24 protein-coding genes and 1 other annotated feature are annotated in these 22,929 nt (G+C 43.5%); all 24 genes read left to right on the top strand.

Annotation, left to right across the window (positions count from 1 at the left end):
• The first annotated feature begins 22 nt into the window (after positions 1 to 22).
• The 24 genes from sigH (at position 23) to rpsC (ending at position 22,928) form a co-directional block, all read left to right on the top strand.
• Complete coding sequence (gene sigH / locus DCC39_RS03630) at positions 23 to 664, top strand: RNA polymerase sporulation sigma factor SigH (RefSeq protein ID WP_116553547.1); 642 nt, start codon at positions 23 to 25, stop codon at positions 662 to 664.
• A 217-nt stretch (positions 665 to 881) separates the two neighbouring features.
• On the top strand, positions 882 to 1,031 hold the full coding sequence (rpmG, locus tag DCC39_RS03625; RefSeq protein WP_116553523.1) for a 50S ribosomal protein L33: 150 nt from the start codon (positions 882 to 884) through the stop codon (positions 1,029 to 1,031).
• 73 nt (positions 1,032 to 1,104) lie between these two features.
• Positions 1,105 to 1,290 (top strand): preprotein translocase subunit SecE, encoded by a 186-nt coding sequence (gene secE, locus DCC39_RS03620; RefSeq protein WP_116553522.1) that lies wholly within the window; start codon positions 1,105 to 1,107, stop codon positions 1,288 to 1,290.
• A gap of 79 nt (positions 1,291 to 1,369) precedes the next feature.
• Entirely contained in the window at positions 1,370 to 1,903 is a 534-nt protein-coding gene (gene nusG / locus DCC39_RS03615; protein WP_116553521.1) for a transcription termination/antitermination protein NusG, read from the top strand.
• Positions 1,904 to 2,078: 175 nt separating this feature from the next.
• Complete coding sequence (gene rplK / locus DCC39_RS03610; protein ID WP_165820767.1) at positions 2,079 to 2,504, top strand: 50S ribosomal protein L11; 426 nt, start codon at positions 2,079 to 2,081, stop codon at positions 2,502 to 2,504.
• 150 nt (positions 2,505 to 2,654) lie between these two features.
• Positions 2,655 to 3,347 carry a 50S ribosomal protein L1 gene (gene rplA, locus DCC39_RS03605; protein WP_116553520.1) on the top strand — a complete coding sequence of 231 codons (693 nt, stop codon included), beginning with the start codon at positions 2,655 to 2,657 and terminating at the stop codon, positions 3,345 to 3,347.
• Positions 3,348 to 3,438: 91 nt separating this feature from the next.
• Positions 3,439 to 3,579 (top strand) — a sequence feature (ribosomal protein L10 leader region).
• A gap of 212 nt (positions 3,580 to 3,791) precedes the next feature.
• Positions 3,792 to 4,295, top strand: a complete 504-nt coding sequence (rplJ, locus tag DCC39_RS03600) for a 50S ribosomal protein L10 (RefSeq protein WP_116553519.1) — start codon at positions 3,792 to 3,794, stop codon at positions 4,293 to 4,295.
• A gap of 51 nt (positions 4,296 to 4,346) precedes the next feature.
• Positions 4,347 to 4,712, top strand: a complete 366-nt coding sequence (gene rplL, locus DCC39_RS03595) for a 50S ribosomal protein L7/L12 (protein WP_116553518.1) — start codon at positions 4,347 to 4,349, stop codon at positions 4,710 to 4,712.
• A 246-nt stretch (positions 4,713 to 4,958) separates the two neighbouring features.
• On the top strand, positions 4,959 to 5,573 hold the full coding sequence (locus tag DCC39_RS03590) for a class I SAM-dependent methyltransferase (RefSeq protein WP_116553545.1): 615 nt from the start codon (positions 4,959 to 4,961) through the stop codon (positions 5,571 to 5,573).
• A 426-nt stretch (positions 5,574 to 5,999) separates the two neighbouring features.
• Positions 6,000 to 9,542, top strand: coding sequence for a DNA-directed RNA polymerase subunit beta (gene rpoB, locus DCC39_RS03585; protein ID WP_116553517.1), 3,543 nt, complete (start codon positions 6,000 to 6,002; stop codon positions 9,540 to 9,542).
• A 286-nt stretch (positions 9,543 to 9,828) separates the two neighbouring features.
• Positions 9,829 to 13,452, top strand: coding sequence for a DNA-directed RNA polymerase subunit beta' (rpoC, locus tag DCC39_RS03580; protein WP_116553516.1), 3,624 nt, complete (start codon positions 9,829 to 9,831; stop codon positions 13,450 to 13,452).
• A 79-nt stretch (positions 13,453 to 13,531) separates the two neighbouring features.
• Complete coding sequence (locus DCC39_RS03575) at positions 13,532 to 13,780, top strand: 50S ribosomal protein L7ae-like protein (RefSeq protein ID WP_116553515.1); 249 nt, start codon at positions 13,532 to 13,534, stop codon at positions 13,778 to 13,780.
• 131 nt (positions 13,781 to 13,911) lie between these two features.
• Positions 13,912 to 14,331: a 30S ribosomal protein S12 gene (gene rpsL / locus DCC39_RS03570; RefSeq protein WP_116553514.1), complete on the top strand. Its 420-nt coding sequence runs from the start codon at positions 13,912 to 13,914 to the stop codon at positions 14,329 to 14,331.
• A 108-nt stretch (positions 14,332 to 14,439) separates the two neighbouring features.
• Positions 14,440 to 14,910 carry a 30S ribosomal protein S7 gene (gene rpsG / locus DCC39_RS03565; protein WP_116553513.1) on the top strand — a complete coding sequence of 157 codons (471 nt, stop codon included), beginning with the start codon at positions 14,440 to 14,442 and terminating at the stop codon, positions 14,908 to 14,910.
• A gap of 99 nt (positions 14,911 to 15,009) precedes the next feature.
• Complete coding sequence (gene fusA, locus DCC39_RS03560) at positions 15,010 to 17,088, top strand: elongation factor G (protein ID WP_116553512.1); 2,079 nt, start codon at positions 15,010 to 15,012, stop codon at positions 17,086 to 17,088.
• Positions 17,089 to 17,207: 119 nt separating this feature from the next.
• Positions 17,208 to 18,398 (top strand): elongation factor Tu, encoded by a 1,191-nt coding sequence (gene tuf / locus DCC39_RS03555; RefSeq protein ID WP_116553511.1) that lies wholly within the window; start codon positions 17,208 to 17,210, stop codon positions 18,396 to 18,398.
• Between the two features lie 408 nt (positions 18,399 to 18,806).
• Complete coding sequence (rpsJ, locus tag DCC39_RS03545) at positions 18,807 to 19,115, top strand: 30S ribosomal protein S10 (RefSeq protein WP_116553510.1); 309 nt, start codon at positions 18,807 to 18,809, stop codon at positions 19,113 to 19,115.
• Between the two features lie 28 nt (positions 19,116 to 19,143).
• On the top strand, positions 19,144 to 19,782 hold the full coding sequence (gene rplC, locus DCC39_RS03540; RefSeq protein WP_116553509.1) for a 50S ribosomal protein L3: 639 nt from the start codon (positions 19,144 to 19,146) through the stop codon (positions 19,780 to 19,782).
• Positions 19,783 to 19,799: 17 nt separating this feature from the next.
• A complete protein-coding gene (gene rplD / locus DCC39_RS03535; RefSeq protein WP_116553508.1) occupies positions 19,800 to 20,423 on the top strand; it encodes a 50S ribosomal protein L4 in 624 nt (207 codons plus the stop codon).
• The gene (rplW, locus tag DCC39_RS03530) at positions 20,423 to 20,710 is read left to right on the top strand and encodes a 50S ribosomal protein L23 (protein WP_116553507.1); all 288 of its coding nucleotides are present in this window, start codon (positions 20,423 to 20,425) and stop codon (positions 20,708 to 20,710) included. The genes rplD and rplW overlap by 1 nt, the downstream gene beginning before the upstream one ends.
• 26 nt (positions 20,711 to 20,736) lie before the next feature.
• Complete coding sequence (gene rplB / locus DCC39_RS03525; protein WP_116553506.1) at positions 20,737 to 21,567, top strand: 50S ribosomal protein L2; 831 nt, start codon at positions 20,737 to 20,739, stop codon at positions 21,565 to 21,567.
• A gap of 57 nt (positions 21,568 to 21,624) precedes the next feature.
• Positions 21,625 to 21,903, top strand: coding sequence for a 30S ribosomal protein S19 (rpsS, locus tag DCC39_RS03520; RefSeq protein WP_116553505.1), 279 nt, complete (start codon positions 21,625 to 21,627; stop codon positions 21,901 to 21,903).
• Positions 21,904 to 21,923: 20 nt separating this feature from the next.
• Positions 21,924 to 22,265: a 50S ribosomal protein L22 gene (rplV, locus tag DCC39_RS03515; protein WP_116553504.1), complete on the top strand. Its 342-nt coding sequence runs from the start codon at positions 21,924 to 21,926 to the stop codon at positions 22,263 to 22,265.
• Between the two features lie 3 nt (positions 22,266 to 22,268).
• Entirely contained in the window at positions 22,269 to 22,928 is a 660-nt protein-coding gene (gene rpsC / locus DCC39_RS03510) for a 30S ribosomal protein S3 (RefSeq protein WP_116553503.1), read from the top strand.
• The last annotated feature ends 1 nt before the right edge of the window (position 22,929 follow it).

Below are 22,929 nucleotides of genomic sequence, written 5' to 3'. Positions count from 1 at the left end.
GTCGGGGGGATGCAGGTTGAACATGCCAGGCCTTGCAGAACACATCGAATTCGAAACGATTCAAGATGAAGAACTTGTTCGTATTATCCATGAAGGGAATACGATAGCGCTTGAATATTTAATTAACAAATACAAGAACTTTGTAAGGGCAAAAGCACGTTCTTATTTTTTAATCGGCGCCGACCGGGAAGATATTATCCAAGAGGGCATGATTGGCCTATATAAAGCAATCCGTGATTTTAAAGAAGACAAGCTGTCTTCTTTTAAGGCATTTGCGGAATTATGCATTACAAGGCAAATGATTACAGCAATCAAAACAGCCACGAGGCAGAAGCATATCCCGCTTAATTCTTACGTTTCATTAGACAAGCCTATATTTGATGAAGAATCTGACAGAACGCTTATGGATGTTTTAACAGGCACACGGAAGACAGATCCTGAAATGCTGCTCATTAATCGGGAAGAATTTAACGATATTGAACATAAAATGTTGGAAGTATTAAGCGATCTTGAGCGCCAGGTGCTCATGCATTATTTAGACGGCCGATCTTACCAAGAAATCTCAGAAGATCTTAATCGCCACGTGAAATCGATTGATAACGCTCTTCAGCGTGTGAAAAGGAAGCTGGAACGGTATTTGGAACTAAAAGAAATAACCTTATAAGTGCGTTCAAAAAGGAGGGCATATCGGATTTTGAACAACCTTATATCGGACGAGCAAAAACAGGGATTCCCTGTTTTTTGCATTAGTAGACGTCGTAAACTGGCAGATGAAGGGGCGTCATTATTTTTCCAAACGATTCAGCTCTCGTTGACATGCTGATTTTAGCTGTGATAAAGTTGATTCAGTATGAGATGCAGTAGAATAAGAGGGTGTGGGAATGCAAAGCAAATTGATTTTAGCCTGTTCGGTTTGTGGAAGCAGAAATTATTCGACGCATAAAAATAAGCAAAACCACATGGCAAGAATGCAAATAAAAAAGTTTTGTAAGCGATGCAATGCCCATACTATTCACCATGAAACGAAGTAATCTGAAGTGAGAGCTTCCGTTAAAGCGGAATGGATCCAATTCCGTTTATGCCGGGAAGGGGAATAGCAAATTCATGTTTAAGAAGGCAGGCAAGTTTCTTAAAAACGTTGTCAACGAAATGAAACAAGTTCGCTGGCCAACAAAAAAGGAATTAGTGAAATATACAATTACCGTTATCGCAACAGTTGCTTTTGTCACTGTTTTCTTTGTCATTGTTGACTTTGGCATTTCTTCATTGATTCAGTTCATTTTGGAATAAACATGACGGCTCTTGGCAATACAGGGTAACGTGGTAAGTAAATGCATTGGGGAGGGAAGGACGAGAAGTCCTATTTGTTATGGAAAAAAGATGGTATGTTGTTCATACGTATTCCGGGTATGAAAACAAGGTAAAAACCAATCTTGAAAAACGGGTTGAATCAATGGGGATGACTGATAAAATTTTTCGAGTATTGGTTCCTGTGGAAGAAGAAACCGAAATTAAAAATGGTAAAAAGAAAACAACAATGCGAAAAGTATTTCCTGGTTATGTTCTAACAGAAATGATCATGACTGATGATTCGTGGTATGTCGTCCGAAATACTCCAGGCGTAACCGGTTTTGTTGGTTCGAGCGGCGCCGGTTCCAAGCCAACTCCCCTGCTGCCTGAAGAAGTTGAATCAATCTTAAGAAGCATGGGCTATGAAACTCCGAAGCCTGAGGTAGATTTCGAATTGAACGAAAGCGTCAAAGTGAAAGAAGGCCCGTTCGCCAATTTTGTCGGCAAGATTGATGAGATCGATATAGACAAACAAAAAGTGAAAGTCCATGTAAACATGTTTGGACGTGAAACGCCTGTTGAACTCGATTTCACACAAATTGAAAGAATTTAAGAGGCTCTGTTGACTTTCTAAACATCTCTTATTGCTTTTATGATGATTAAGTGGTAGACTTTTAATGTTTAAAAAGTCAATTAGAGACTTTAGCATTATACAACATATGTTGTGTGTCATGGGTGGGAGGGTTCAAACCCAAATACCACATCACGGACTTAAGGAGGTGTGTCACGTGGCTAAAAAAGTGATCAAAGTTGTAAAACTTCAAATACCTGCTGGCAAAGCAAATCCAGCACCACCGGTTGGACCAGCTCTTGGACAAGCGGGAGTAAATATTATGGGATTTTGTAAAGAATTCAATGCTCGTACACAAGACCAAGCAGGTTTAATTATTCCTGTTGAAATTTCGGTTTTTGAAGATCGTTCATTCACATTTATTACAAAAACACCGCCTGCGGCTGTCCTTTTGAAAAAAGAAGCCGGCATCGATTCAGGATCAGGTGAGCCAAACAAGAAAAAAGTTGCAACAGTGAAACGCGCAAAAGTTCGCGAAATTGCTGAACTAAAAATGCCTGACTTGAATGCGGCAAGCGTTGAAGCGGCTATGCAAATGATTGAAGGAACAGCGCGCAGCATGGGAATTACGATCGAAGACTAAAAGCTAGTTGCGGACCCATCGTCCGTAGCCTTTTCGTTTTTATAGTTGTAGTTTTCGAGCAAGCTCGAAAAAAATCCGGACACGATTACGCCGAGGCGTAATTGATACATGTGGGAGGATATTCCGTTAAACCACTTAGGAGGAAAGAACATGAAGAAAAAAGGTAAGAAATATCAAGATTCAGCCAAATTAGTTGACCGCTCAAAACAATATGGCTTAAATGAAGCGATTGAACTTGTGAAACAAACTGCAAAAGCTAACTTCGATGAAACGGTTGAAATGGCGGTTCGCCTTGGCGTTGATCCCCGCAAGAACGACCAACAAGTACGCGGCGCGGTTGTATTGCCGAACGGTACAGGAAAAACACAACGCGTTCTCGTATTTGCAAAAGGTGAAAAAGTAAAAGAAGCTGAAGCTGCAGGCGCGGATTTCGTTGGCGATCAAGAGTACATTAATAAAATCAACCAAGGCTGGTTTGACTTTGATGTCATCGTTGCTACACCGGATATGATGGCAGAGGTCGGAAAGCTCGGCCGTGTGTTGGGGCCAAAAGGCTTAATGCCAAATCCAAAAACAGGCACGGTTACATTTGAAGTGGAAAAAGCGGTAAAAGAAATTAAAGCGGGCAAAGTTGAATACCGAGTGGACAAAGCCGGTAACGTCCATGCGCCAATCGGTAAAGTTTCATTTGAGAGCGAAAAGTTGGCTGAAAACTTTGAAGCTGTTGTAGATGCGCTTGTGAAAGCAAAACCATCAGCCGCAAAAGGGACTTATATGAAGAATATTTCCATCTCTTCCACAATGGGTCCTGGAGTAAGGGTTAACCCAACAGCATTCGCTTAATGGGCCGTTTGCAAAAAAAGCCCGGAGATTATTAGAAACTTTCATTTGACATTGTATATCGCCGCCTATTATACTAGAGCATGTTAATTAAAAATAAATCTGATTCATACCGTAGACAGCAGGGGTGCGCCATGCACTTAATCTTCCTGCCGAGGTTGTTTAAGGACGAAACAGGAGTTTCTGTCAATTTACACCTTCATGTCGATCGGCATGAAGGTGTTTTTAAATAGTGTGTGTTCAAAAAAGGAGGACAACGAGAGGCAAGAAGGTCGAGGAAGAGCAAGCTGACGAAGAGATTCGCAGCCTATTAAGGAAGTTCGACTAAAAGCATCACGTCCTGTGATAACGTCGAACTGACTTACCTCCTGTAAGCCTCCGGATTTTTTGAACATCCTCTATTAGCACAGGTATGGATGAATGTTGACTTACTGGGAGGTGTCACGAATGAGCAGCCAGATTGAGAGCAAGAAGAAAGTTGTAAGTGAAATTGCTGACAAGCTGAAAGCGAGCAAAGCTACAATCTTAGTTGATTACCGAGGCCTTAACGTCGCTGAAGTAACGGAATTGCGCAAACAGCTTCGTGAAGCTGGAATTGACTTCAAAGTGTACAAAAACTCAATGACTCGCCGTGCGACTGCAGAGGCGGAGCTTACGGCATTAGATGACCAGCTTGTCGGTCCTACTGCGATTGCATTCAGCAATGAAGACGTTGTTGGTCCTGCGAAAATCCTTAGCAATTTTGCAAAAGACCACGAAGCATTAGAAATCAAAACAGGTGTGATTGAAGGCCAAGTTGTTACTGTCAATGAAATTAAAGAAATTGCTGATTTGCCATCCCGCGAAGGGCTTCTTTCGATGTTGCTTAGCGTATTGCAAGCACCAATGCGCAACTTTGCATTGGCGGCGAAAGCAGTTGCCGATCAAAAAGAAGAAGGCGAAGGCGCGTAAAACAAGCGTTTATGTTTCTTAAAAAACAAATAACAAGGAGGATCTTACAAAATGAGTAAAGAGCAAATTATTGATGCGATAAAAGAAATGACAGTTTTAGAATTAAATGATCTAGTAAAAGCCATTGAAGAAGAATTTGGCGTTACTGCTGCTGCACCAGTTGCAGTTGCGGGCGGTGCTGCTGCAGGCGGTGCTGCTGAAGAAAAATCTGAATTTGATGTTGTTCTTGAAAGTGCTGGAAGCAGCAAAATTAAAGTGATTAAAGTCGTTCGTGAAATCACTGGTCTTGGGCTGAAAGAAGCGAAAGAACTTGTTGACAATGCTCCAAAACCAATTAAAGAAGGCGTCGCAAAAGAAGAAGCTGAAGAACTTAAAGCAAAACTCGAAGAAGTTGGCGCTGGCGTAGAATTAAAATAATTAAAATGGTGTCTCAAAAAGGAGGACAAAAAGGGCGGAGAAGTTCAAGGAAGCGCAGCTTTGAGTACCAGAGCGTATGAGGACAATACGTGAGGAACGGAAAAGCAAGCTGACGCAGAAATTCGACAGCCATTTTTCCTGGACTTTTTGAACAACCTCTTAAGCAAAGCAGGGTGTACCTTGATTGGGTATACCCTGCTGTTTTATACTTGCGTAAAGGAAACGAGTGAAAAGAGCGTGATTCTTTTGGCGGAACACTACTATTCGGAAAAGCCATCTTCAAAAAGCAACCCAACAACGCTGGAAACAACGTTAAGAGGGAATCGAATGATCTTCACAACAGACGATGGTGTTTTCTCTAAGAGTGAAATTGATTTTGGAACGAAGCTATTAATTGAATCATTTATTTTTCCTGAGGAAGAAGGAACCATTTTAGATGTAGGTTGCGGGTACGGTCCAATCGGCCTTTCTCTCGCTAAAGACAACGAAAGACGCAATGTAATGTTGGTTGACATCAATGAGCGTGCCTTATCATTAGCAGAGAAGAACAGATATGCCAACAAGATTGAGAACGCAACCATTTTAAAAAGCAATTTATTCCAACAAGTCCCGACAGACCAATATGCCGCTATTCTTTCAAATCCTCCGATCCGAGCCGGGAAAAAAGTTGTATATCAATTATTCCGCGATGCATTCGATTTTTTGAAAGAAAACGGAGAATTATGGATTGTTATTCAAAAAAAGCAAGGGGCGCCTTCAGCGAAAAAAGAATTAGAATCTCTCTTTGGTTTTGTAGAGATTGTTGACAAGGCGAAAGGTTATATGATTTTTCGTTCAAAAAAAGTTGACCCGTCTGTTTGATTGTGGTAAAGTTATATAATGCTAACACTAAAGATTGTGCATTCTATGGACAAATAAGAAGGATTTATTACCGTTCCTTAGGCAAATCGCCTCTAACCATATTTTTAAACGATTATGCCGAAGGTTCTTTTTGTTATGTACAAGTGAAGATGGAATGAAAAATGTTGGTTTATAAGCTTTTGGACTAACAATCTTTATCGAGTAATACTCTCCAATCGTATAATTTGAGAGTGAAACGGCAAGACTAACATAATCAAGTCAAGAGAAAGGGAGAATATTGTGTGAATATGCTCTTTTTTCTTTTTTTAAATAAATCTATGATCTAAAGAAAACGCTGAGGTTAGAGGTTGGATTTGATTCAATTGGCGAACTGCCAATGTAAACTTTCTTTTTTTTAAAAAACGCATGTTCTAAGGAGTGAATCAGTTGACAGGTCAACTCGTTCAGTTCGGACGCCACCGACAAAGAAGAACTTACGCTAGAATCAATGAAGTGTTAGAACTTCCGAATCTCATTGAGATTCAAACGGCTTCCTATCAATGGTTTCTTGATGAGGGTTTGCGCGAGATGTTTCAAGATATCTCTCCAATAGAAGATTTCACCGGAAATCTCGTGTTGGAGTTTGTCGACTACAGTCTTGGTGAACCGAAATACCCAGTTGAAGAATCGAAAGAGCGTGATGTTACGTATTCTGCGCCGTTGCGCGTGAAAGTCCGGCTTATTAATAAAGAAACCGGAGAAGTAAAAGAACAGGAAGTATTTATGGGAGATTTCCCATTAATGACTGAAAACGGGACTTTCATTATTAATGGTGCTGAACGTGTCATCGTTTCTCAGCTTGTCCGTTCACCAAGTGTCTATTATAGTGAAAAAATAGATAAAAACGGGAAAAAAGGCTTTTCTGCTACCGTCATTCCAAACCGCGGGGCATGGCTTGAATTTGAAACAGATGCGAAGGATATTGTTTATGTAAGAATCGATCGCACGAGAAAGATTCCAATCACTGTTTTGCTTAGAGCATTGGGGTTTGGCTCTGATCAAGAAATCATCGATCTTCTTGGAGAAGATGAGTTTTTAAGAAATACGCTAGAAAAAGACACAACAGACAATCCAGAGAAAGCGTTGCTTGAGATTTACGAGCGATTGCGCCCTGGAGAGCCTCCAACGGTCGATAATGCGAAAAGTCTAATTGAATCACGCTTTTTTGATCCGAAGCGTTACGACTTGGCTAACGTTGGCCGCTACAAGATTAATAAAAAACTCCACATCAAAAATCGGCTGTTTAACCAACGCTTAGCAGAACAGCTAATAGACTCTGAAACAGGAGAAGTGCTTGCTGACGTTGGAGATGTGCTAGATCGAAGATTACTTGACAAAATTTTACCTGTGCTGGAAAAGAATGTAGGCTTCCGGACAATGCGTCCTTACGGCGGCGTTGTGGATAATGAAGATGTAAATATACAATCAATCCGCATTTTTTCACCTGATGATGCGGATGGCGAGCGTGTCATTCGAGTCATCGGAAATGGCGGTATTGAGGAAACGGTAAAAAACATTACAGCGGAAGACATTATTGCATCCATTAATTACTTCTTTAATTTGCTTCACGGCGTTGGAAATACAGATGATATCGATCATTTAGGCAACCGCCGCCTCCGCTCTGTTGGGGAATTATTGCAAAACCAATTTAGAATTGGTTTATCGCGGATGGAGCGTGTCGTCCGTGAACGGATGTCTATCCAAGATACAAATGTCATCACTCCTCAGGCGTTAATTAATATTCGTCCGGTGATTGCATCCATTAAAGAATTTTTTGGAAGCTCCCAGCTTTCGCAGTTTATGGATCAGACGAATCCGCTAGCTGAGCTGACGCATAAACGCCGTTTGTCGGCGCTTGGGCCTGGCGGTCTTACACGCGAGCGTGCAGGAATGGAAGTTCGTGACGTTCATTACTCTCACTACGGCCGCATGTGCCCGATTGAAACACCGGAAGGCCCGAATATCGGCTTGATTAATTCGCTTTCAACTTATGCGAAAGTAAATAAATACGGATTCATTGAAACGCCGTACCGGCGCGTCGATCCGGAAACGGGCAAAGTCACACAGCAAATTGACTATTTGACGGCTGATGAAGAAGACAATTACGTCGTTGCGCAAGCAAACGAACCTTTGAATGATGACGGCACGTTCAAAGACGAAAGTGTTTACGCGCGTTTTCGGGGAGACAATGCGGGCTTCAGGCGCGATCAAATCGACTATATGGACGTATCGCCAAAACAAGTTGTTTCCGCCGCGACCGCATGTATTCCATTCTTAGAGAATGACGACTCTAACCGCGCCCTAATGGGTGCGAACATGCAACGCCAAGCGGTTCCTTTGCTTGTGCCTGAGTCCCCGATTGTCGGAACAGGAATGGAGCATGTTTCAGCAAAAGACTCGGGTGCTGCGGTCATCTGCAAGCATGCTGGAGTAGTTGAACGTGTTGAAGCCTCCGAAATTTGGGTAAGGCGAACCAATGTTGTTGACGGAAAAGAAGTGCATGGTGAGCTTGATAAATACCATTTGCTGAAATTTGTCCGTTCGAATCAGGGAACATGCTACAACCAACGCCCGATTGTATCGAAAGGCGACCGTGTGGAAAAAGGTGAAATTCTTGCTGATGGCCCTTCAATGGAAAAAGGGGAGTTGGCACTCGGAAGAAATGTTCTTGTTGGCTTTATGACATGGGAAGGCTTTAACTATGAGGATGCCGTCATCATGAGTGAAAGGCTTGTGAAAGACGATGTATATACATCGATTCATATTGAAGAATATGAATCGGAAGCTCGCGACACAAAGCTCGGCCCGGAAGAAATTACAAGAGACATCCCGAACGTCGGTGAAGACGCGCTCAGAAACCTGGATGAAAAAGGGATCATCCGCGTCGGAGCGGAAGTACGAGACGGAGATATTCTTGTAGGAAAAGTAACGCCAAAAGGAGTAACGGAATTAACGGCGGAAGAACGCCTTTTGCACGCCATTTTCGGCGAGAAGGCAAGAGAAGTTCGCGATACTTCGCTTCGCGTTCCACATGGCGGAGACGGAATTGTCCTTGATGTAAAAGTGTTTAACCGAGAAGACGGAGATGAACTCCCTCCTGGCGTCAACCAGCTTGTCCGTGTTTATATCGTTCAAAAGAGGAAAATCCATGAAGGCGACAAAATGGCCGGACGCCACGGAAACAAAGGGGTAATCTCGAAAATTTTGCCTGAAGAAGATATGCCTTACTTGCCTGACGGAACACCGATTGACGTTATGCTCAATCCACTCGGTGTACCATCCCGTATGAACATCGGGCAAGTGCTTGAGCTTCATCTGGGAATGGCGGCTAGGCAGTTGAACATGCATGTTGCCACGCCTGTCTTTGACGGTGCGAATGAAATGGACGTATGGGAAACGCTTGAAGAAGCGGGACTGCCGAGGGATGGAAAAACCATTCTGTACGATGGCCGAACAGGAGAGCCGTTTGATAATCGTATCTCGGTTGGCGTCATGTACATGATCAAGCTTGCCCATATGGTTGATGATAAACTTCATGCGCGTTCTACAGGCCCTTATTCACTTGTGACACAACAGCCTCTTGGAGGAAAAGCACAATTCGGAGGGCAGCGCTTTGGTGAGATGGAAGTATGGGCGCTTGAAGCTTACGGTGCTGCTTATACCCTTCAAGAGATCCTTACTGTTAAATCTGATGACGTCGTTGGGCGTGTGAAGACATATGAGGCAATTGTCAAAGGTGAGAATGTACCTGAACCGGGCGTTCCGGAATCGTTCAAGGTTTTGATCAAGGAACTTCAGAGCCTCAGTATGGATGTAAAAATTCTATCCGGCGATGATGAAGAGATCGAAATGAAAGAACTTGACGATGAAGATGATCCTTCGAGTGAAAAGTTAAACTTGGAAATGGAACCGGTGGAAACCACCGAGTAAATAGAAGGGCCTCTAAATAGGCAAGTTCTGAGTTGCTTTCATTTTAAGCGTTTGTTCAAAAGGAGGACAACGAGAGGGTATTTCAACGAAATAACGTTGAAATGTCGCCATCCCGGCTCCGTCGAGCAAGCTGACGAAGATTCCCGCCTCTTAAGGAAGTCCGAAGTCCGACTAAAGGCATCACATCCTGTGATAACGTCGTTCTGACTTACTTCCTGTAAGTCTTCGGACTTTTTGAACAGCCTCGATTAAGTATAGTAACCGTAACAGAAAGGGAGGTAGCCCCTTGATAGATGTCAATAATTTTGAGGTTATGAAAATAGGCCTTGCTTCACCGAATAAAATCCGTTCCTGGTCTCGCGGAGAAGTGAAAAAACCGGAGACGATTAATTACCGTACGTTAAAGCCGGAAAAAGACGGCCTGTTTTGCGAAAGAATTTTTGGGCCGACAAAAGATTGGGAATGCCATTGCGGAAAATATAAGCGCGTCAGATACAAAGGCGTTGTCTGTGACCGATGCGGGGTTGAAGTGACACGCGCAAAAGTAAGAAGGGAAAGAATGGGGCACATTGAACTGGCTGCCCCAGTATCCCATATTTGGTACTTTAAAGGCATCCCTAGCAGAATGGGTTTGCTGCTTGATATGTCGCCTAGGGCGCTTGAGGAGATTATTTATTTTGCATCCTATGTCGTGACAGATGCCGGCGATACACCGCTTGAAAGAAAACAATTGCTTTCAGAAAAAGAATACAGAGTGTACCGTGAGAAATACGGACAGGCGTTTACAGCCCAAATGGGTGCAGAAGCAATTAAAAAACTTCTTACTGATGTTGACCTCGTGAAAGAGGTTGATGAGCTGAAAGAAGAGCTAAAAACAGCCCAAGGCCAAAGGCGTACACGTGCCATTAAGCGTCTTGAAGTTTTGGAGGCTTTTCGGAATTCCGGAAATATGCCTGAATGGATGGTTCTTGACGTCCTTCCGGTTATCCCTCCAGAGCTGCGCCCGATGGTTCAGCTTGATGGCGGCCGTTTTGCGACATCAGACTTAAATGATTTATACCGGAGGGTCATTAACCGCAACAATCGTTTAAAACGCCTCCTTGATTTAGGCGCGCCAAACATTATCGTCCAAAACGAAAAAAGAATGCTTCAAGAAGCGGTAGATGCATTAATCGACAACGGCCGCCGCGGCCGCCCTGTAACAGGCCCGGGAAACCGCCCGTTAAAATCCCTTTCACATATGTTGAAAGGAAAGCAAGGCAGATTTAGACAAAACTTGTTAGGGAAACGCGTCGACTATTCAGGACGTTCTGTAATTGTTGTCGGACCGAACTTGAAAATGTATCAATGCGGCTTGCCAAAAGAGATGGCGCTCGAACTATTTAAACCTTTCGTCATGAAAGAGCTCGTTTCTAAAGGCCATGCGCACAACATAAAAAGCGCGAAACGCAAAATTGAAAAATTACACTCAGAGGTTTGGGACGTTCTGGAAGAAGTCATTAAAGAACACCCGGTCCTGTTGAACCGCGCCCCGACGCTTCATCGATTAGGGATTCAAGCGTTTGAGCCAATGCTTGTGGAAGGACGCGCGATTCGGCTTCACCCGCTCGTTTGTACGGCTTACAATGCTGACTTTGACGGCGACCAAATGGCTGTCCACGTTCCGCTTTCTGCCGAGGCACAAGCTGAAGCCAGGCTATTGATGCTTGCAGCTCAAAATATTTTAAATCCGAAGGACGGAAAACCTGTCGTAACACCGTCACAGGACATGGTGCTCGGAAACTATTATTTGACAATCGAGAAAAAAGGTGCGATTGGAGAAGGCTTTGTTTTTAAAGATACAGATGAAGCGCTTATTGCCTACCAAAACGGACATGTTCATTTACACACAAGAGTTGCCGTTCGTGCCAGCTCGCTTGGAAAGTCTTCTTTTACAGAAGAACAAAAGAAAAAACTTTTACTCACAACTGTTGGGAAACTTATTTTTAACGAAATCATGCCTGAATCGTTCCCTTATATTAACGAGCCGACAATGGAAAATCTTCAAAATGCAACACCAGAACGTTATTTTGTTGACCCAGGAGTTAATATTAAGGAAGAACTTGAGCAACGGGAAGAAATCGCTCCATTTAAAAAAGGCATTCTTGGAAATATTATTGCCGAAGTCTTTAAACGGTTTAAAATTACAGAAACGTCCAAAATGCTTGACCGTATGAAAGACCTTGGGTTTAAATATTCGACACGGGCAGGGATTACTGTAGGTGTGGCAGACGTTGTCGTCCTCCCTGAAAAACAAGAAATTTTAGATGAAGCGGAAAATAAAGTAGAAAAAGTATTAAAACAGTTCCGCCGCGGGTTAATTACTGAAGAGGAACGCTATGAACGCGTCATTTCCATTTGGAGCAACGCGAAAGATACAATTCAAGATCGCCTAATGGAATCATTGGGTAAGTCTAATCCAATTTACATGATGAGTGATTCTGGTGCGAGGGGTAACGCCTCAAACTTTACTCAGCTTGCGGGTATGCGTGGATTAATGGCTAACCCGTCGGGACGGATTATTGAACTTCCAATCAAGTCCAGCTTCCGGGAAGGCCTGACCGTATTGGAGTATTTTATTTCGACGCATGGAGCCAGGAAAGGTCTTGCGGACACTGCGCTTAAAACGGCTGACTCAGGCTATTTAACGAGACGCCTTGTAGACGTGGCGCAAGATGTCATCGTTCGGGAAACGGATTGCGGAACAGATCGCGGCCTGCCGATTACCGCAATAAAAGAAGGCAATGAAGTGATTGAGAACTTATACGATCGCCTTGTTGGACGTACAGCGTTTCGAACAGTGAAACACCCAGAGACCGGAGAAGTATTTGTTAAGAAAGACGAATTGATCACAGAAGATATTGCGACTGCAATCGTAAATGCCGGCATCGAAAAAGTTTACATCCGTTCAGTATTTACTTGTGAATCGAGACACGGTGTATGTAAGAAATGCTACGGCCGGAACTTGGCAACAGGATCGGATGTTGAAGTCGGAGAAGCTGTCGGAATCATAGCGGCGCAATCAATCGGAGAGCCTGGAACCCAGTTAACAATGAGGACATTCCATACAGGCGGCGTGGCCGGAGATGATATTACGCAAGGTTTGCCAAGGATCCAAGAGCTCTTTGAAGCGAGAAATCCGAAAGGCCAAGCGGTCATTAGTGAAATTGATGGGAAAGTTATCGATTTCAATGAAGTGAAAGATAAGCGTGAGATTGTCGTTCAAGGCGAAATTGAAACGCGCAATTACGCAATTCCTTATGGTGCGCGTCTAAAAGTCACCGTGGGGGATGAAGTTACTGCAGGGCAAGAACTAACTGAAGGTTCTGTTGACCCGAAAGAACTGATTCGCGTAACAGGCGTTGAAGGTGTTCAATCGTATTTGCTCCGTGAAGTTCAAAAAGTTTACCGCATGCAAGGTGTAGAAATCGGAGACAAACACGTAGAAGTGATGGTCCGCCAAATGATGCGCAAAGTCCACATCATCGATGCAGGAGATACAGATGTGTTGCCGGGCGCATTGCTAGACGTCCATTCATTTAAAGATGTGAACAGAGATGTCCTTTTAGCCGGCGGCCGCCCGGCAACAGCAAGGCCTGTTTTGCTCGGAATAACAAAAGCTTCGCTTGAAACGGAATCGTTCTTGTCTGCGGCGTCATTCCAAGAAACGACTAGAGTATTGACTGACGCAGCGATTAAAGGCAAACGCGATGAACTGCTCGGATTGAAAGAAAACGTCATTATAGGAAAACTTGTCCCAGCGGGAACAGGAATGACAAGATATCGGAGCATCAAAGTAAAGAGCGAGGCAGAAAATAATCAGCTTTCTGATGTTCAAGAACAGGAAGAAGCCTTAATAAATCAAGAGTAACTTGCATATTGACAAACGAACTTGCAAGGTGATATTATTACGAAGTGTGTTCAAAACCTGTGCTTTGGAGGATGAAACAGTGTCTTATGAAAAAGTAACACAGGCAAAAAGCATCATTGTTGGTACAAAGCAAGCTATGAAAGCTCTTCAAGACAATGAAGTGAGCGAATTGATTATAGCGGATGATGCAGAGGTTCGAGTGGTTGGGAAACTGAAATCACTTGCGGCCGAGATGCAAGTCCCAATTACAATTGTCGATTCGATGAAAAAGCTTGGAAAGGCATGCAAAATCGAAGTTGGAGCTGCTGCTGTTGCGATAAAGAAATAACCGTTTGCACATCGGCCTAAGGCCGATGCTGCAATCTTTATTTTTCGCCAACAATGAACCACCTGGATGTGTGGGTTTGAGATCACGTGCGAATGAAAGTTTATAACAACATAAAGAAAGGAGGAAAAAAGATGCCTACAATTAACCAATTAATCCGTAAAGGCCGCACTTCAAAATCCAAGAAGTCTGACTCTCCGGCACTAAACAAAAACTATAATAGTTTTAAGAAAACGATGACTGAAGTGAATTCTCCGCAAAAGCGCGGCGTTTGTACTCGTGTAGGTACAATGACACCGAAGAAGCCGAACTCTGCCCTTCGGAAATATGCTCGTGTCCGCCTTACGAATGGAATTGAAGTGACTGCTTATATTCCAGGAATCGGTCACAACTTGCAAGAGCACAGCGTTGTTTTGATTCGCGGCGGCCGTGTGAAAGACTTGCCGGGTGTACGTTACCATATCGTCCGTGGTGCCCTTGATACAGCGGGTGTAAACAACCGTATGCAAGGACGCTCCAAATACGGTACGAAAAAGCCAAAAGAATCGAAGTAATCGTTTATATAAATAAAAGTTTAAAAAAGGAGAACTGATTCACATCCTGTGAACCTCCGGACTTTTTAAACACACCTAAAAATATGTTGCATGAAAGGAGGAACATATATGCCTCGTAAAGGTCCCGTTGAACGCCGTGACGTATTGCCAGACCCAATATACAATTCAAAGCTCGTAACTCGTTTAATCAATCGCATTATGATTGACGGGAAGCGTGGAATTGCACAAAAGATTCTCTATAATTCTTTTGAAATTGTTAAAGAGCGTTCGAACCAAGACCCGATGGAAGTGTTTGAACAAGCAATCAAGAACATCATGCCAGTTCTTGAAGTGAAAGCCCGCCGTGTAGGTGGTGCGAACTATCAAGTGCCAGTTGAAGTTCGTCCTGAACGTAGAACTGCACTAGGCCTTCGTTGGCTTGTAAACTACGCTCGTCTCCGTAATGAAAAAACAATGGAAGAAAGACTTGCGAACGAAATCATGGATGCAGCGAACAACACAGGTGCTGCAGTGAAAAAGCGTGAAGACACTCATAAAATGGCAGAAGCAAACAAAGCATTTGCTCACTACCGCTGGTAATTAGTGCATGTTCAAATAGAAAGGGAGTTTTCGGCTATTTGAACAGCCTCAATATACTAAACAACTTACTTATCTCACATGAGAAAGGAGAAAAAAAGTATGTCTAGAGAATTCTCCTTAAATAATACACGAAATATCGGAATCATGGCTCACATTGATGCCGGTAAAACAACGACAACAGAACGTATTCTGTTCTACACTGGCCGTATTCACAAAATTGGTGAAACCCATGAGGGTGCCGCCCAAATGGACTGGATGGAGCAGGAGCAGGAACGCGGTATTACCATCACTTCTGCAGCGACAACCGCCCAATGGAAAGGCCACCGCATCAACATTATTGATACGCCTGGACACGTAGACTTTACGGTGGAAGTTGAACGTTCTCTTCGTGTATTGGATGGAGCAGTAGCCGTACTTGATGCCCAATCAGGTGTTGAGCCTCAAACAGAAACAGTTTGGCGGCAAGCGACTACTTATGGTGTACCGAGAATTGTTTTTGTTAACAAAATGGATAAAATCGGTGCAGATTTCTTAAATGCTGTACAAACGCTTCATGATCGTCTTGAAGCAAATGCCCATCCGATTCAGCTTCCAATCGGAGCTGAAGATCAATTTGAAGGCATGATTGATCTTATTGAGATGAAAGCTTACTTTTATGAAGATGATCTTGGAACCCGTACAGATGCACGCGAAATTCCTGATGATATGAAGGAATTAGCTGAAGAACACCGCGGAAAGCTCATTGAAGCGGTAGCTGAATTAGACGAAGATTTAATGATGAAATATCTTGAAGGCGAAGAAATTACGAATGAAGAACTTAAAGCAGCGATTCGCCAAGCGACCCTGAATGTTGAATTTTATCCAGTATTATGCGGCTCAGCGTTTAAAAATAAAGGGATTCAGCTTGTACTCGATGCTGTTCTCGACTATTTGCCAGCTCCAACGGACATTCCAGCTATCAAAGGAACTGTGCCTAATACTGAGGAAGAAGTAGAGAGAGAGTCAAGTGATGACGCACCTTTCTCCGCTTTAGCGTTTAAAGTAATGACCGATCCATTCGTTGGTAAGCTAACATTCTTCCGTGTCTATTCCGGAACGGTAAATTCAGGATCGTATGTCTTGAACTCAACAAAAGGAAAACGTGAACGAATAGGCCGCATTTTACAAATGCACGCAAATTCCCGCGAGGAAATTTCTACCGTTTACGCAGGGGATATTGCTGCTGGGGTTGGCTTAAAAGATACGGGAACCGGTGACACGCTTTGTGATGACAAACACCCTGTCATCCTTGAATCAATGGAATTCCCTGAGCCAGTTATCTCTGTCGCAATCGAACCAAAAACGAAAAACGACCAAGATAAAATGGGGATTGCTCTTGCAAAACTTGCTGAAGAAGATCCAACGTTCAAAACGGAAACAAATGAGGAAACGGGACAAACGGTTATCTCTGGAATGGGTGAGCTTCATCTCGATGTTATCGTTGACCGATTAAAACGCGAGTTTAAAGTTGAAGCAAACGTCGGAGCTCCTCAAGTTGCCTATCGTGAAACCATTCGTAAAGCCGGGCAATGTGAAGGTAAATTCATTCGCCAATCTGGCGGGCGTGGCCAATACGGACACGTATGGATTGAATTTGAACCGCTTGAAGAAGGCGCAGGGTTTGAATTTGAGAACGCCATTGTCGGTGGGGTTGTTCCCCGGGAATATGTGCCGGCTGTTGAAGCGGGCCTCAAAGATGCGCTTGAGAATGGCCTATTGGCAGGCTACCCAGTGATTGACATTAAGGCGAAGCTTTATGATGGCTCTTACCACGACGTTGACTCAAGTGAAATGGCGTTTAAGATTGCCGCCTCAATGGCGCTCCGGAAAGCAAAAGAAATTTGTAATCCAGTCCTTCTTGAGCCAATCGTAAAAGTTGAAGTCGTTGTGCCTGAAGAGTACATGGGTGACATTATGGGCGACATCACAAGCCGGAGAGGACGAGTCGAAGGCATGACTGCCCGGGGGAACGCACAGGTGATCAATGCATTCGTGCCGCTCTCGGAAATGTTTGGCTATGCAACATCGCTTCGTTCTAATACACAAGGCCGTGGAGTATACTCTATGCACTTTGACCATTATGAAGAAGTTCCGAAATCGATTGCTGAAGACATTATTAAAAAAGCGACAGGTGAATGATCAACTTGTCACTATTGTTTAAAGTTTCCATTTGCTATAATCGAGGATAGACGCCTGTCGTCTATTCGATTAACTTACTTAAAAAATTATTTTTCTTAATTAAGGAGGAAAAAATAGAAATGGCTAAAGAAAAATTTGACCGTTCTAAACCACACGTAAACATTGGTACGATTGGACACGTTGACCATGGTAAAACAACGTTGACTGCTGCGATCACAACTGTTCTTCACAGCAAATACGGCAGTGGTACAGCAATGGCTTACGATCAAATCGACGGTGCACCTGAAGAACGTGAGCGCGGAATTACAATCGCGACTTCCCACGTTGAATACGAAACTGAAAACCGCCACTATGCTCACGTGGACTGCCCAGGACACGCTGACTATGTAAAAAACATGATCACAGGTGCAGCGCAAATGGATGGAGCCATCCTTGTTGTATCTGCAGCTGACGGCCCAATGCCTCAAACTCGTGAACACATTCTGCTTTCTCGTAATGTAGGTGTTCCTTATATTGTCGTTTTCTTGAACAAATGTGATATGGTAGACGACGAAGAGCTGCTAGAACTCGTTGAAATGGAAGTTCGTGATCTTTTAAGCGAATACGAATTCCCTGGTGATGACGTACCAGTCATTAAAGGTTCCGCTTTAAAAGCGCTTGAAGGCGAAGGTGACTGGCCTGAAAGAATCTTTGAATTAATGGATGCAGTTGACGAGTATATTCCAACTCCTGAGCGTGACGTAGATAAACCGTTCATGATGCCTGTTGAGGACGTGTTCTCAATTACTGGACGTGGTACAGTTGCGACTGGCCGTGTGGAACGCGGACAAGTAAAAGTTGGAGATGAAGTTGAAATTCTTGGTTTGGTTGAAGAACCTAAGAAAACAACAGTTACAGGTGTTGAGATGTTCCGTAAACTTCTCGACTACGCTGAAGCTGGGGACAACATTGGTGCTCTTCTTCGTGGTGTTTCCCGTGAAGAAGTTCAACGTGGCCAAGTGTTAATTAAGCCTGGTACAGTGAAGGCTCATACTAAATTTAAAGCTGAAGTTTACGTTCTTTCGAAAGAAGAAGGCGGAAGACATACACCTTTCTTTTCAAACTACCGCCCCCAATTTTACTTCCGTACGACTGACGTAACTGGAACAATTTCACTTCCAGAAGGCGTTGAAATGGTAATGCCTGGCGATAACGTTGAAATGACTGTAGAATTAATTGCTCCAATCGCAATTGAAGACGGAACAAGATTCTCTGTCCGTGAAGGTGGACGTACTGTCGGTTCTGGAGTAGTAACAGAAGTTATCGAATAAGAAGTTAAATCTATGAGCTCTCTTTATATGGGGGGCTCAGTTTTTTTTTTTTTGCGCATTTCTCACAAACACTTAAAAAATCTTGCAATCAACTGTTGGAGTCTCTATAATAGGTAAAGTGTGGCCAAAAACAAGAAAAACGTTGGCGCCACTTGCATTCGCCGCATTATTTCTATATAATGTTGAATGTTAGTCATTGATTGCAGCGATGAAGTGAAAGGTTGCTGACACACCCGGCCCCTTTGCCATGGCCCGTGTGCAGGAAATTTTCGCGGAGAACTGTCTATTATGCGCTGATGGAAAAGCCGCAAAAGCTAGTGAACGTTAAGCTGTACTCATCAATAACTAACTTCTGTAAGGCTTTTTGAACAAGCGCTAAAAAAAATGGGCGATGAAGGAGGGAAAATAATGGCAAAGCAAAAAATTCGCATTCGGTTAAAAGCGTACGACCACAGAATTTTGGATCAATCAGCTGAAAAAATTGTTGAAACTGCGAAACGTTCAGGTGCGAAGGTTTCGGGTCCAATCCCGTTGCCAACTGAAAAATCGGTTTATACAATTTTGCGCGCAGTACACAAATACAAAGATTCACGTGAACAATTTGAAATGCGTACTCATAAACGTTTGATTGACATTATCGAACCAACACCACAAACGGTTGATTCGCTTATGCGTTTAGACTTGCCTTCTGGCGTTGATATCGAGATCAAATTGTAAGGACGGAACATTAGGAGGTGGAAAAACAATGAGTAAAGGAATCTTAGGAAGAAAAATTGGCATGACGCAAGTTTTTAAGGAAAACGGCGACGTTGTTCCTGTAACAGTGATTGAAGCATTGCCAAACGTTGTCCTTCAAAAGAAGACAGCCGAAACGGACGGCTATGAAGCAATTCAAATCGGTGTCGAAGACAAAAAAGAACAACGTGCGTCAAAACCAGAAAAAGGCCATGCTGCTAAAGCAAATACAGCACCTAAGCGCTTCGTAAAAGAAATTCGTGGGGTAGACACTTCCGAATATGAAGTTGGCCAAGAAGTGAAAGTAGATATTTTTAGCGAAGGTGAACAAGTAGACGTAACTGGAACTTCCAAAGGGAAAGGTTTCCAAGGTGTGATTAAACGGCACAACCAATCACGCGGACCAATGAGCCATGGTTCACGCTATCATAGAGGCCCGGGCTCAATGGGAGCAGTTGATCCGGCCCGTGTTTTTAAAGGAAAAGCACTGCCAGGACGAATGGGCGGTGAAAGGACGACGTTGCAAAACTTAGAAATCGTCAAAGTGGATGCTGAACGCAACTTACTTTTAATCAAAGGCAACGTGCCAGGCCCTAAAAAAAGCTATGTGACAATTCAAGCTGCACTTAAAGCAGCAAAAGCCAAGTAAGAAAGGAGGATTATCCGATGCCTAAAGTAGAACTTTTAAATCAAGAGGGCTCAAAAGTAGGTGATCTCGAGCTTTCTGATCACATTTTTGGAATTGAGCCAAACAATCATGTTCTTTTTGATGTCATCGTTATGCAGCAGGCAGCACAACGACAAGGTACGCATGCAACGAAGAACCGCTCTGCTGTTCGAGGAGGAGGCCGCAAGCCTTGGCGGCAAAAAGGAACTGGCCGTGCACGCCAAGGTTCCATTCGCTCGCCGCAATGGGTAGGTGGAGGCGTTGTATTTGGTCCAACACCGAGAAGCTACAGCTACAAAATTCCTAAAAAGGTTCGTAGATTAGCGTTGAAATCAGCTTTCTCAACAAAAGTGAAAGAAGAAAACTTTATCGTTGTTGATCAGCTTTCTATGGAAGCGCCAAAAACAAAAGATTTGGCAGCGATTCTATCGAACTTAAAAGCTAACGAAAAGGCGTTAATCGTGACAAATGATCACAACGAAACCGTTGAATTATCTGCACGCAATATTCCTGGAGTGAGTGTAACAACAGCAGCGGATGTAAGAGTGCTTGACATCGTCAACCATGACAAACTCATTATGACGAAGGACGCAGCTGAAAAGGTAGAGGAGGTGCTAGCGTAATGGACGCACGTGATGTTATTAAGCGCCCCGTTATTACAGAACGTTCCACTGAAACCTTGGGCGACAAAAAATATACATTTGAAGTTGACCCGCGCGCAAACAAAACGGAAATCAAAAGCGCCATTGAAACGATTTTTGGTGTGAAAGTTCAAAAGGTAAACACAATGAATTACAAAGGGAAATTTAGACGCTTTGGACGCCACTCGGGATATAAGCCAAACCGCAAAAAAGCGATTGTACAATTGACACCTGAAAGCAAAGAGCTAGACTTCTTTGAAGGTGTTTAATAGAACGACGTGAAGGAGGGAAAAAAATGGCGATCAAAAAATATAAACCAACAACAAATGCACGCCGCGGAATGACTGGTTCAGACTTCAGTGAAATTACAACAGACAAACCTGAAAAGTCACTTCTAGCACCATTAAATAGAAAATCTGGCCGAAACAATCAAGGCCGTATTACAGTGCGCCATCAAGGTGGCGGCCATAAGAAGAAATACCGCATTATCGATTTCAAACGAAACAAAGATGGAATACCAGGGCGCGTTGCTACGATCGAATATGATCCAAACCGCACTGCAAACATCGCACTTATTCATTATGCTGATGGAGAAAAACGTTACATCCTTGCTCCAAAAGGATTGCAGGTTGGAATGGAGATTATGTCAGGCCCTGAAGCAGACATCAAACTTGGCAACGCATTGCCACTCCAAAATATTCCTGTCGGCCAAACCATCCACAACATTGAGTTAAAACCTGGCCGAGGCGGCCAATTAGTCCGTTCTGCAGGTGCAGAGGCCCAGCTTCTCGGAAAAGAAGGAAAATACGTGCTTGTAAGACTTTCTTCCGGTGAAACGAGAATGGTATTAGCCACTTGCCGCGCAACAATTGGCCAAGTTGGCAACGTTGAACATGAGCTTATTAATGTCGGGAAAGCAGGACGTTCCCGCTGGCTTGGAAAACGCCCGACAGTTCGTGGTTCTGTTATGAACCCTGTTGATCACCCGCATGGTGGCGGTGAAGGAAGAGCGCCAATCGGACGCAAATCTCCTGTTAGCCCATGGGGTAAACCAACACTTGGCTACAAAACACGTAAGAAAAACAAACCATCTGATCAATACATTGTGCGCCGCCGTAAAAAATAAAAGGGTTGACCTACGGTTCAAAGGGACCGTAGCGCAATCGCGAAGGGAGGAACAAATGTGGGTCGCAGTTTGAAAAAAGGACCATTCGTAGACGATCATTTAATGAAAAAAGTTGAAGCTCTTAATGAAAAGAACGAGAAAAAAGTGATCAAAACTTGGTCACGCCGTTCAACGATTTTTCCTGAATTCATCGGACATACACTCGCTGTATATGACGGGAGAAAACATGTACCTATTTACATTTCCGAGGACATGGTTGGCCACAAATTAGGCGAATTTGCACCAACTCGTACGTACAGAGGCCATGCTGCCGATGACAAAAAAACAAGACGTTAAGTTGAGAGGAGGTTTCATCAATGCAAGCGAAAGCGACTGCAAAACAAGTACGCATTGCTCCTCGCAAAGCCCGCCTCGTAATCGATTTAATTCGCGGGAAAGAGGTCGGTGAAGCAATTGCGATTTTACGACACACACCGAAAGCGGCTTCTCCAATCGTAGAGAAACTATTGAATTCAGCGATTGCAAATGCTGAGCATAACTATGAAATGGAAGCAAACAACCTTTATATAAGCGAAGCTTACGTTGACGAAGGCGTTACGCTAAAACGTTTCCGTCCAAGGGCACAAGGCCGCGCAAGCCGTATCAATAAAAGAACGAGCCACATTACGGTCGTAGTTTCAGAAAAGAAGGAGGGATAATGCGTGGGTCAAAAAGTTAACCCAGTAGGGCTCAGAATTGGTGTCATCCGTGACTGGGATTCAAAATGGTATGCGGATAAAGATTATGCAAAGCTTCTTCATGAAGACATCAAAATTCGTGAATACATTGAAAAGCGCTTAAAAGATGCAGCAGTTGCGGGCATCGAAATTGAACGGGCTGCAAACCGTGTAAATATTACGATTAAAACGGCAAAGCCTGGCATGGTCATCGGTAAAGGTGGTTCTGAAGTCGAATCACTTCGAAAAGCTTTAAACGAACTGACAGGCAAAAAGGTTCACGTGAACATTTTTGAAGTCAAAACGCCTGATATCAATGCGAAACTAGTCGCTGAAAATATCGCGACTCAATTGGAAAACCGTGTTGCATTTCGCCGTGCAATGAAACAAGCAATCCAACGTGCAGTACGTGCGGGAGCAAAAGGAATCAAAACAGAAGTTTCCGGCCGTTTAAACGGAGCAGATATCGCTCGCTCGGAATCGTATAGCGAAGGAACAGTGCCACTTCACACATTGCGTGCAGATATTGACTATGGCACGGCTGAAGCGGATACGACTTACGGTAAACTAGGAGTGAAAATCTGGATTTATCGTGGCGAAGTCCTTCCGACAAAGGATGCGAAACAAGAGGAAGGAGGAAAATAAT

This window comes from Pueribacillus theae (assembly GCF_003097615.1).
Classification (GTDB): Bacteria; Bacillota; Bacilli; order Bacillales; family UBA6769; genus Pueribacillus; species Pueribacillus theae.
The sequence above is the reverse complement of the archived record's forward strand: the minus strand, read 5'-3'. Positions and strand labels throughout refer to the sequence as shown.

What these genes read in the sequence shown, in the direction of transcription:
- rpmG (WP_116553523.1), top strand. Translation starts at nt 882, where the DNA reads ATGCAAAGCAAATTGATTTTAGCCTGTTCGGTTTGTGGAAGCAGAAAT.
- rplB (WP_116553506.1), top strand. Translation starts at nt 20,737, where the DNA reads ATGGCGATCAAAAAATATAAACCAACAACAAATGCACGCCGCGGAATG.
- nusG (WP_116553521.1), top strand. Translation starts at nt 1,370, where the DNA reads ATGGAAAAAAGATGGTATGTTGTTCATACGTATTCCGGGTATGAAAAC.
- rplW (WP_116553507.1), top strand. Translation starts at nt 20,423, where the DNA reads ATGGACGCACGTGATGTTATTAAGCGCCCCGTTATTACAGAACGTTCC.
- fusA (WP_116553512.1), top strand. Translation starts at nt 15,010, where the DNA reads ATGTCTAGAGAATTCTCCTTAAATAATACACGAAATATCGGAATCATG.
- rplC (WP_116553509.1), top strand. Translation starts at nt 19,144, where the DNA reads ATGAGTAAAGGAATCTTAGGAAGAAAAATTGGCATGACGCAAGTTTTT.
- secE (WP_116553522.1), top strand. Translation starts at nt 1,105, where the DNA reads ATGTTTAAGAAGGCAGGCAAGTTTCTTAAAAACGTTGTCAACGAAATG.
- rplJ (WP_116553519.1), top strand. Translation starts at nt 3,792, where the DNA reads ATGAGCAGCCAGATTGAGAGCAAGAAGAAAGTTGTAAGTGAAATTGCT.
- rplL (WP_116553518.1), top strand. Translation starts at nt 4,347, where the DNA reads ATGAGTAAAGAGCAAATTATTGATGCGATAAAAGAAATGACAGTTTTA.
- rplA (WP_116553520.1), top strand. Translation starts at nt 2,655, where the DNA reads ATGAAGAAAAAAGGTAAGAAATATCAAGATTCAGCCAAATTAGTTGAC.
- rplV (WP_116553504.1), top strand. Translation starts at nt 21,924, where the DNA reads ATGCAAGCGAAAGCGACTGCAAAACAAGTACGCATTGCTCCTCGCAAA.
- rpsL (WP_116553514.1), top strand. Translation starts at nt 13,912, where the DNA reads ATGCCTACAATTAACCAATTAATCCGTAAAGGCCGCACTTCAAAATCC.
- rplD (WP_116553508.1), top strand. Translation starts at nt 19,800, where the DNA reads ATGCCTAAAGTAGAACTTTTAAATCAAGAGGGCTCAAAAGTAGGTGAT.
- rpsJ (WP_116553510.1), top strand. Translation starts at nt 18,807, where the DNA reads ATGGCAAAGCAAAAAATTCGCATTCGGTTAAAAGCGTACGACCACAGA.
- rpsG (WP_116553513.1), top strand. Translation starts at nt 14,440, where the DNA reads ATGCCTCGTAAAGGTCCCGTTGAACGCCGTGACGTATTGCCAGACCCA.
- sigH (WP_116553547.1), top strand. Translation starts at nt 23, where the DNA reads ATGCCAGGCCTTGCAGAACACATCGAATTCGAAACGATTCAAGATGAA.
- tuf (WP_116553511.1), top strand. Translation starts at nt 17,208, where the DNA reads ATGGCTAAAGAAAAATTTGACCGTTCTAAACCACACGTAAACATTGGT.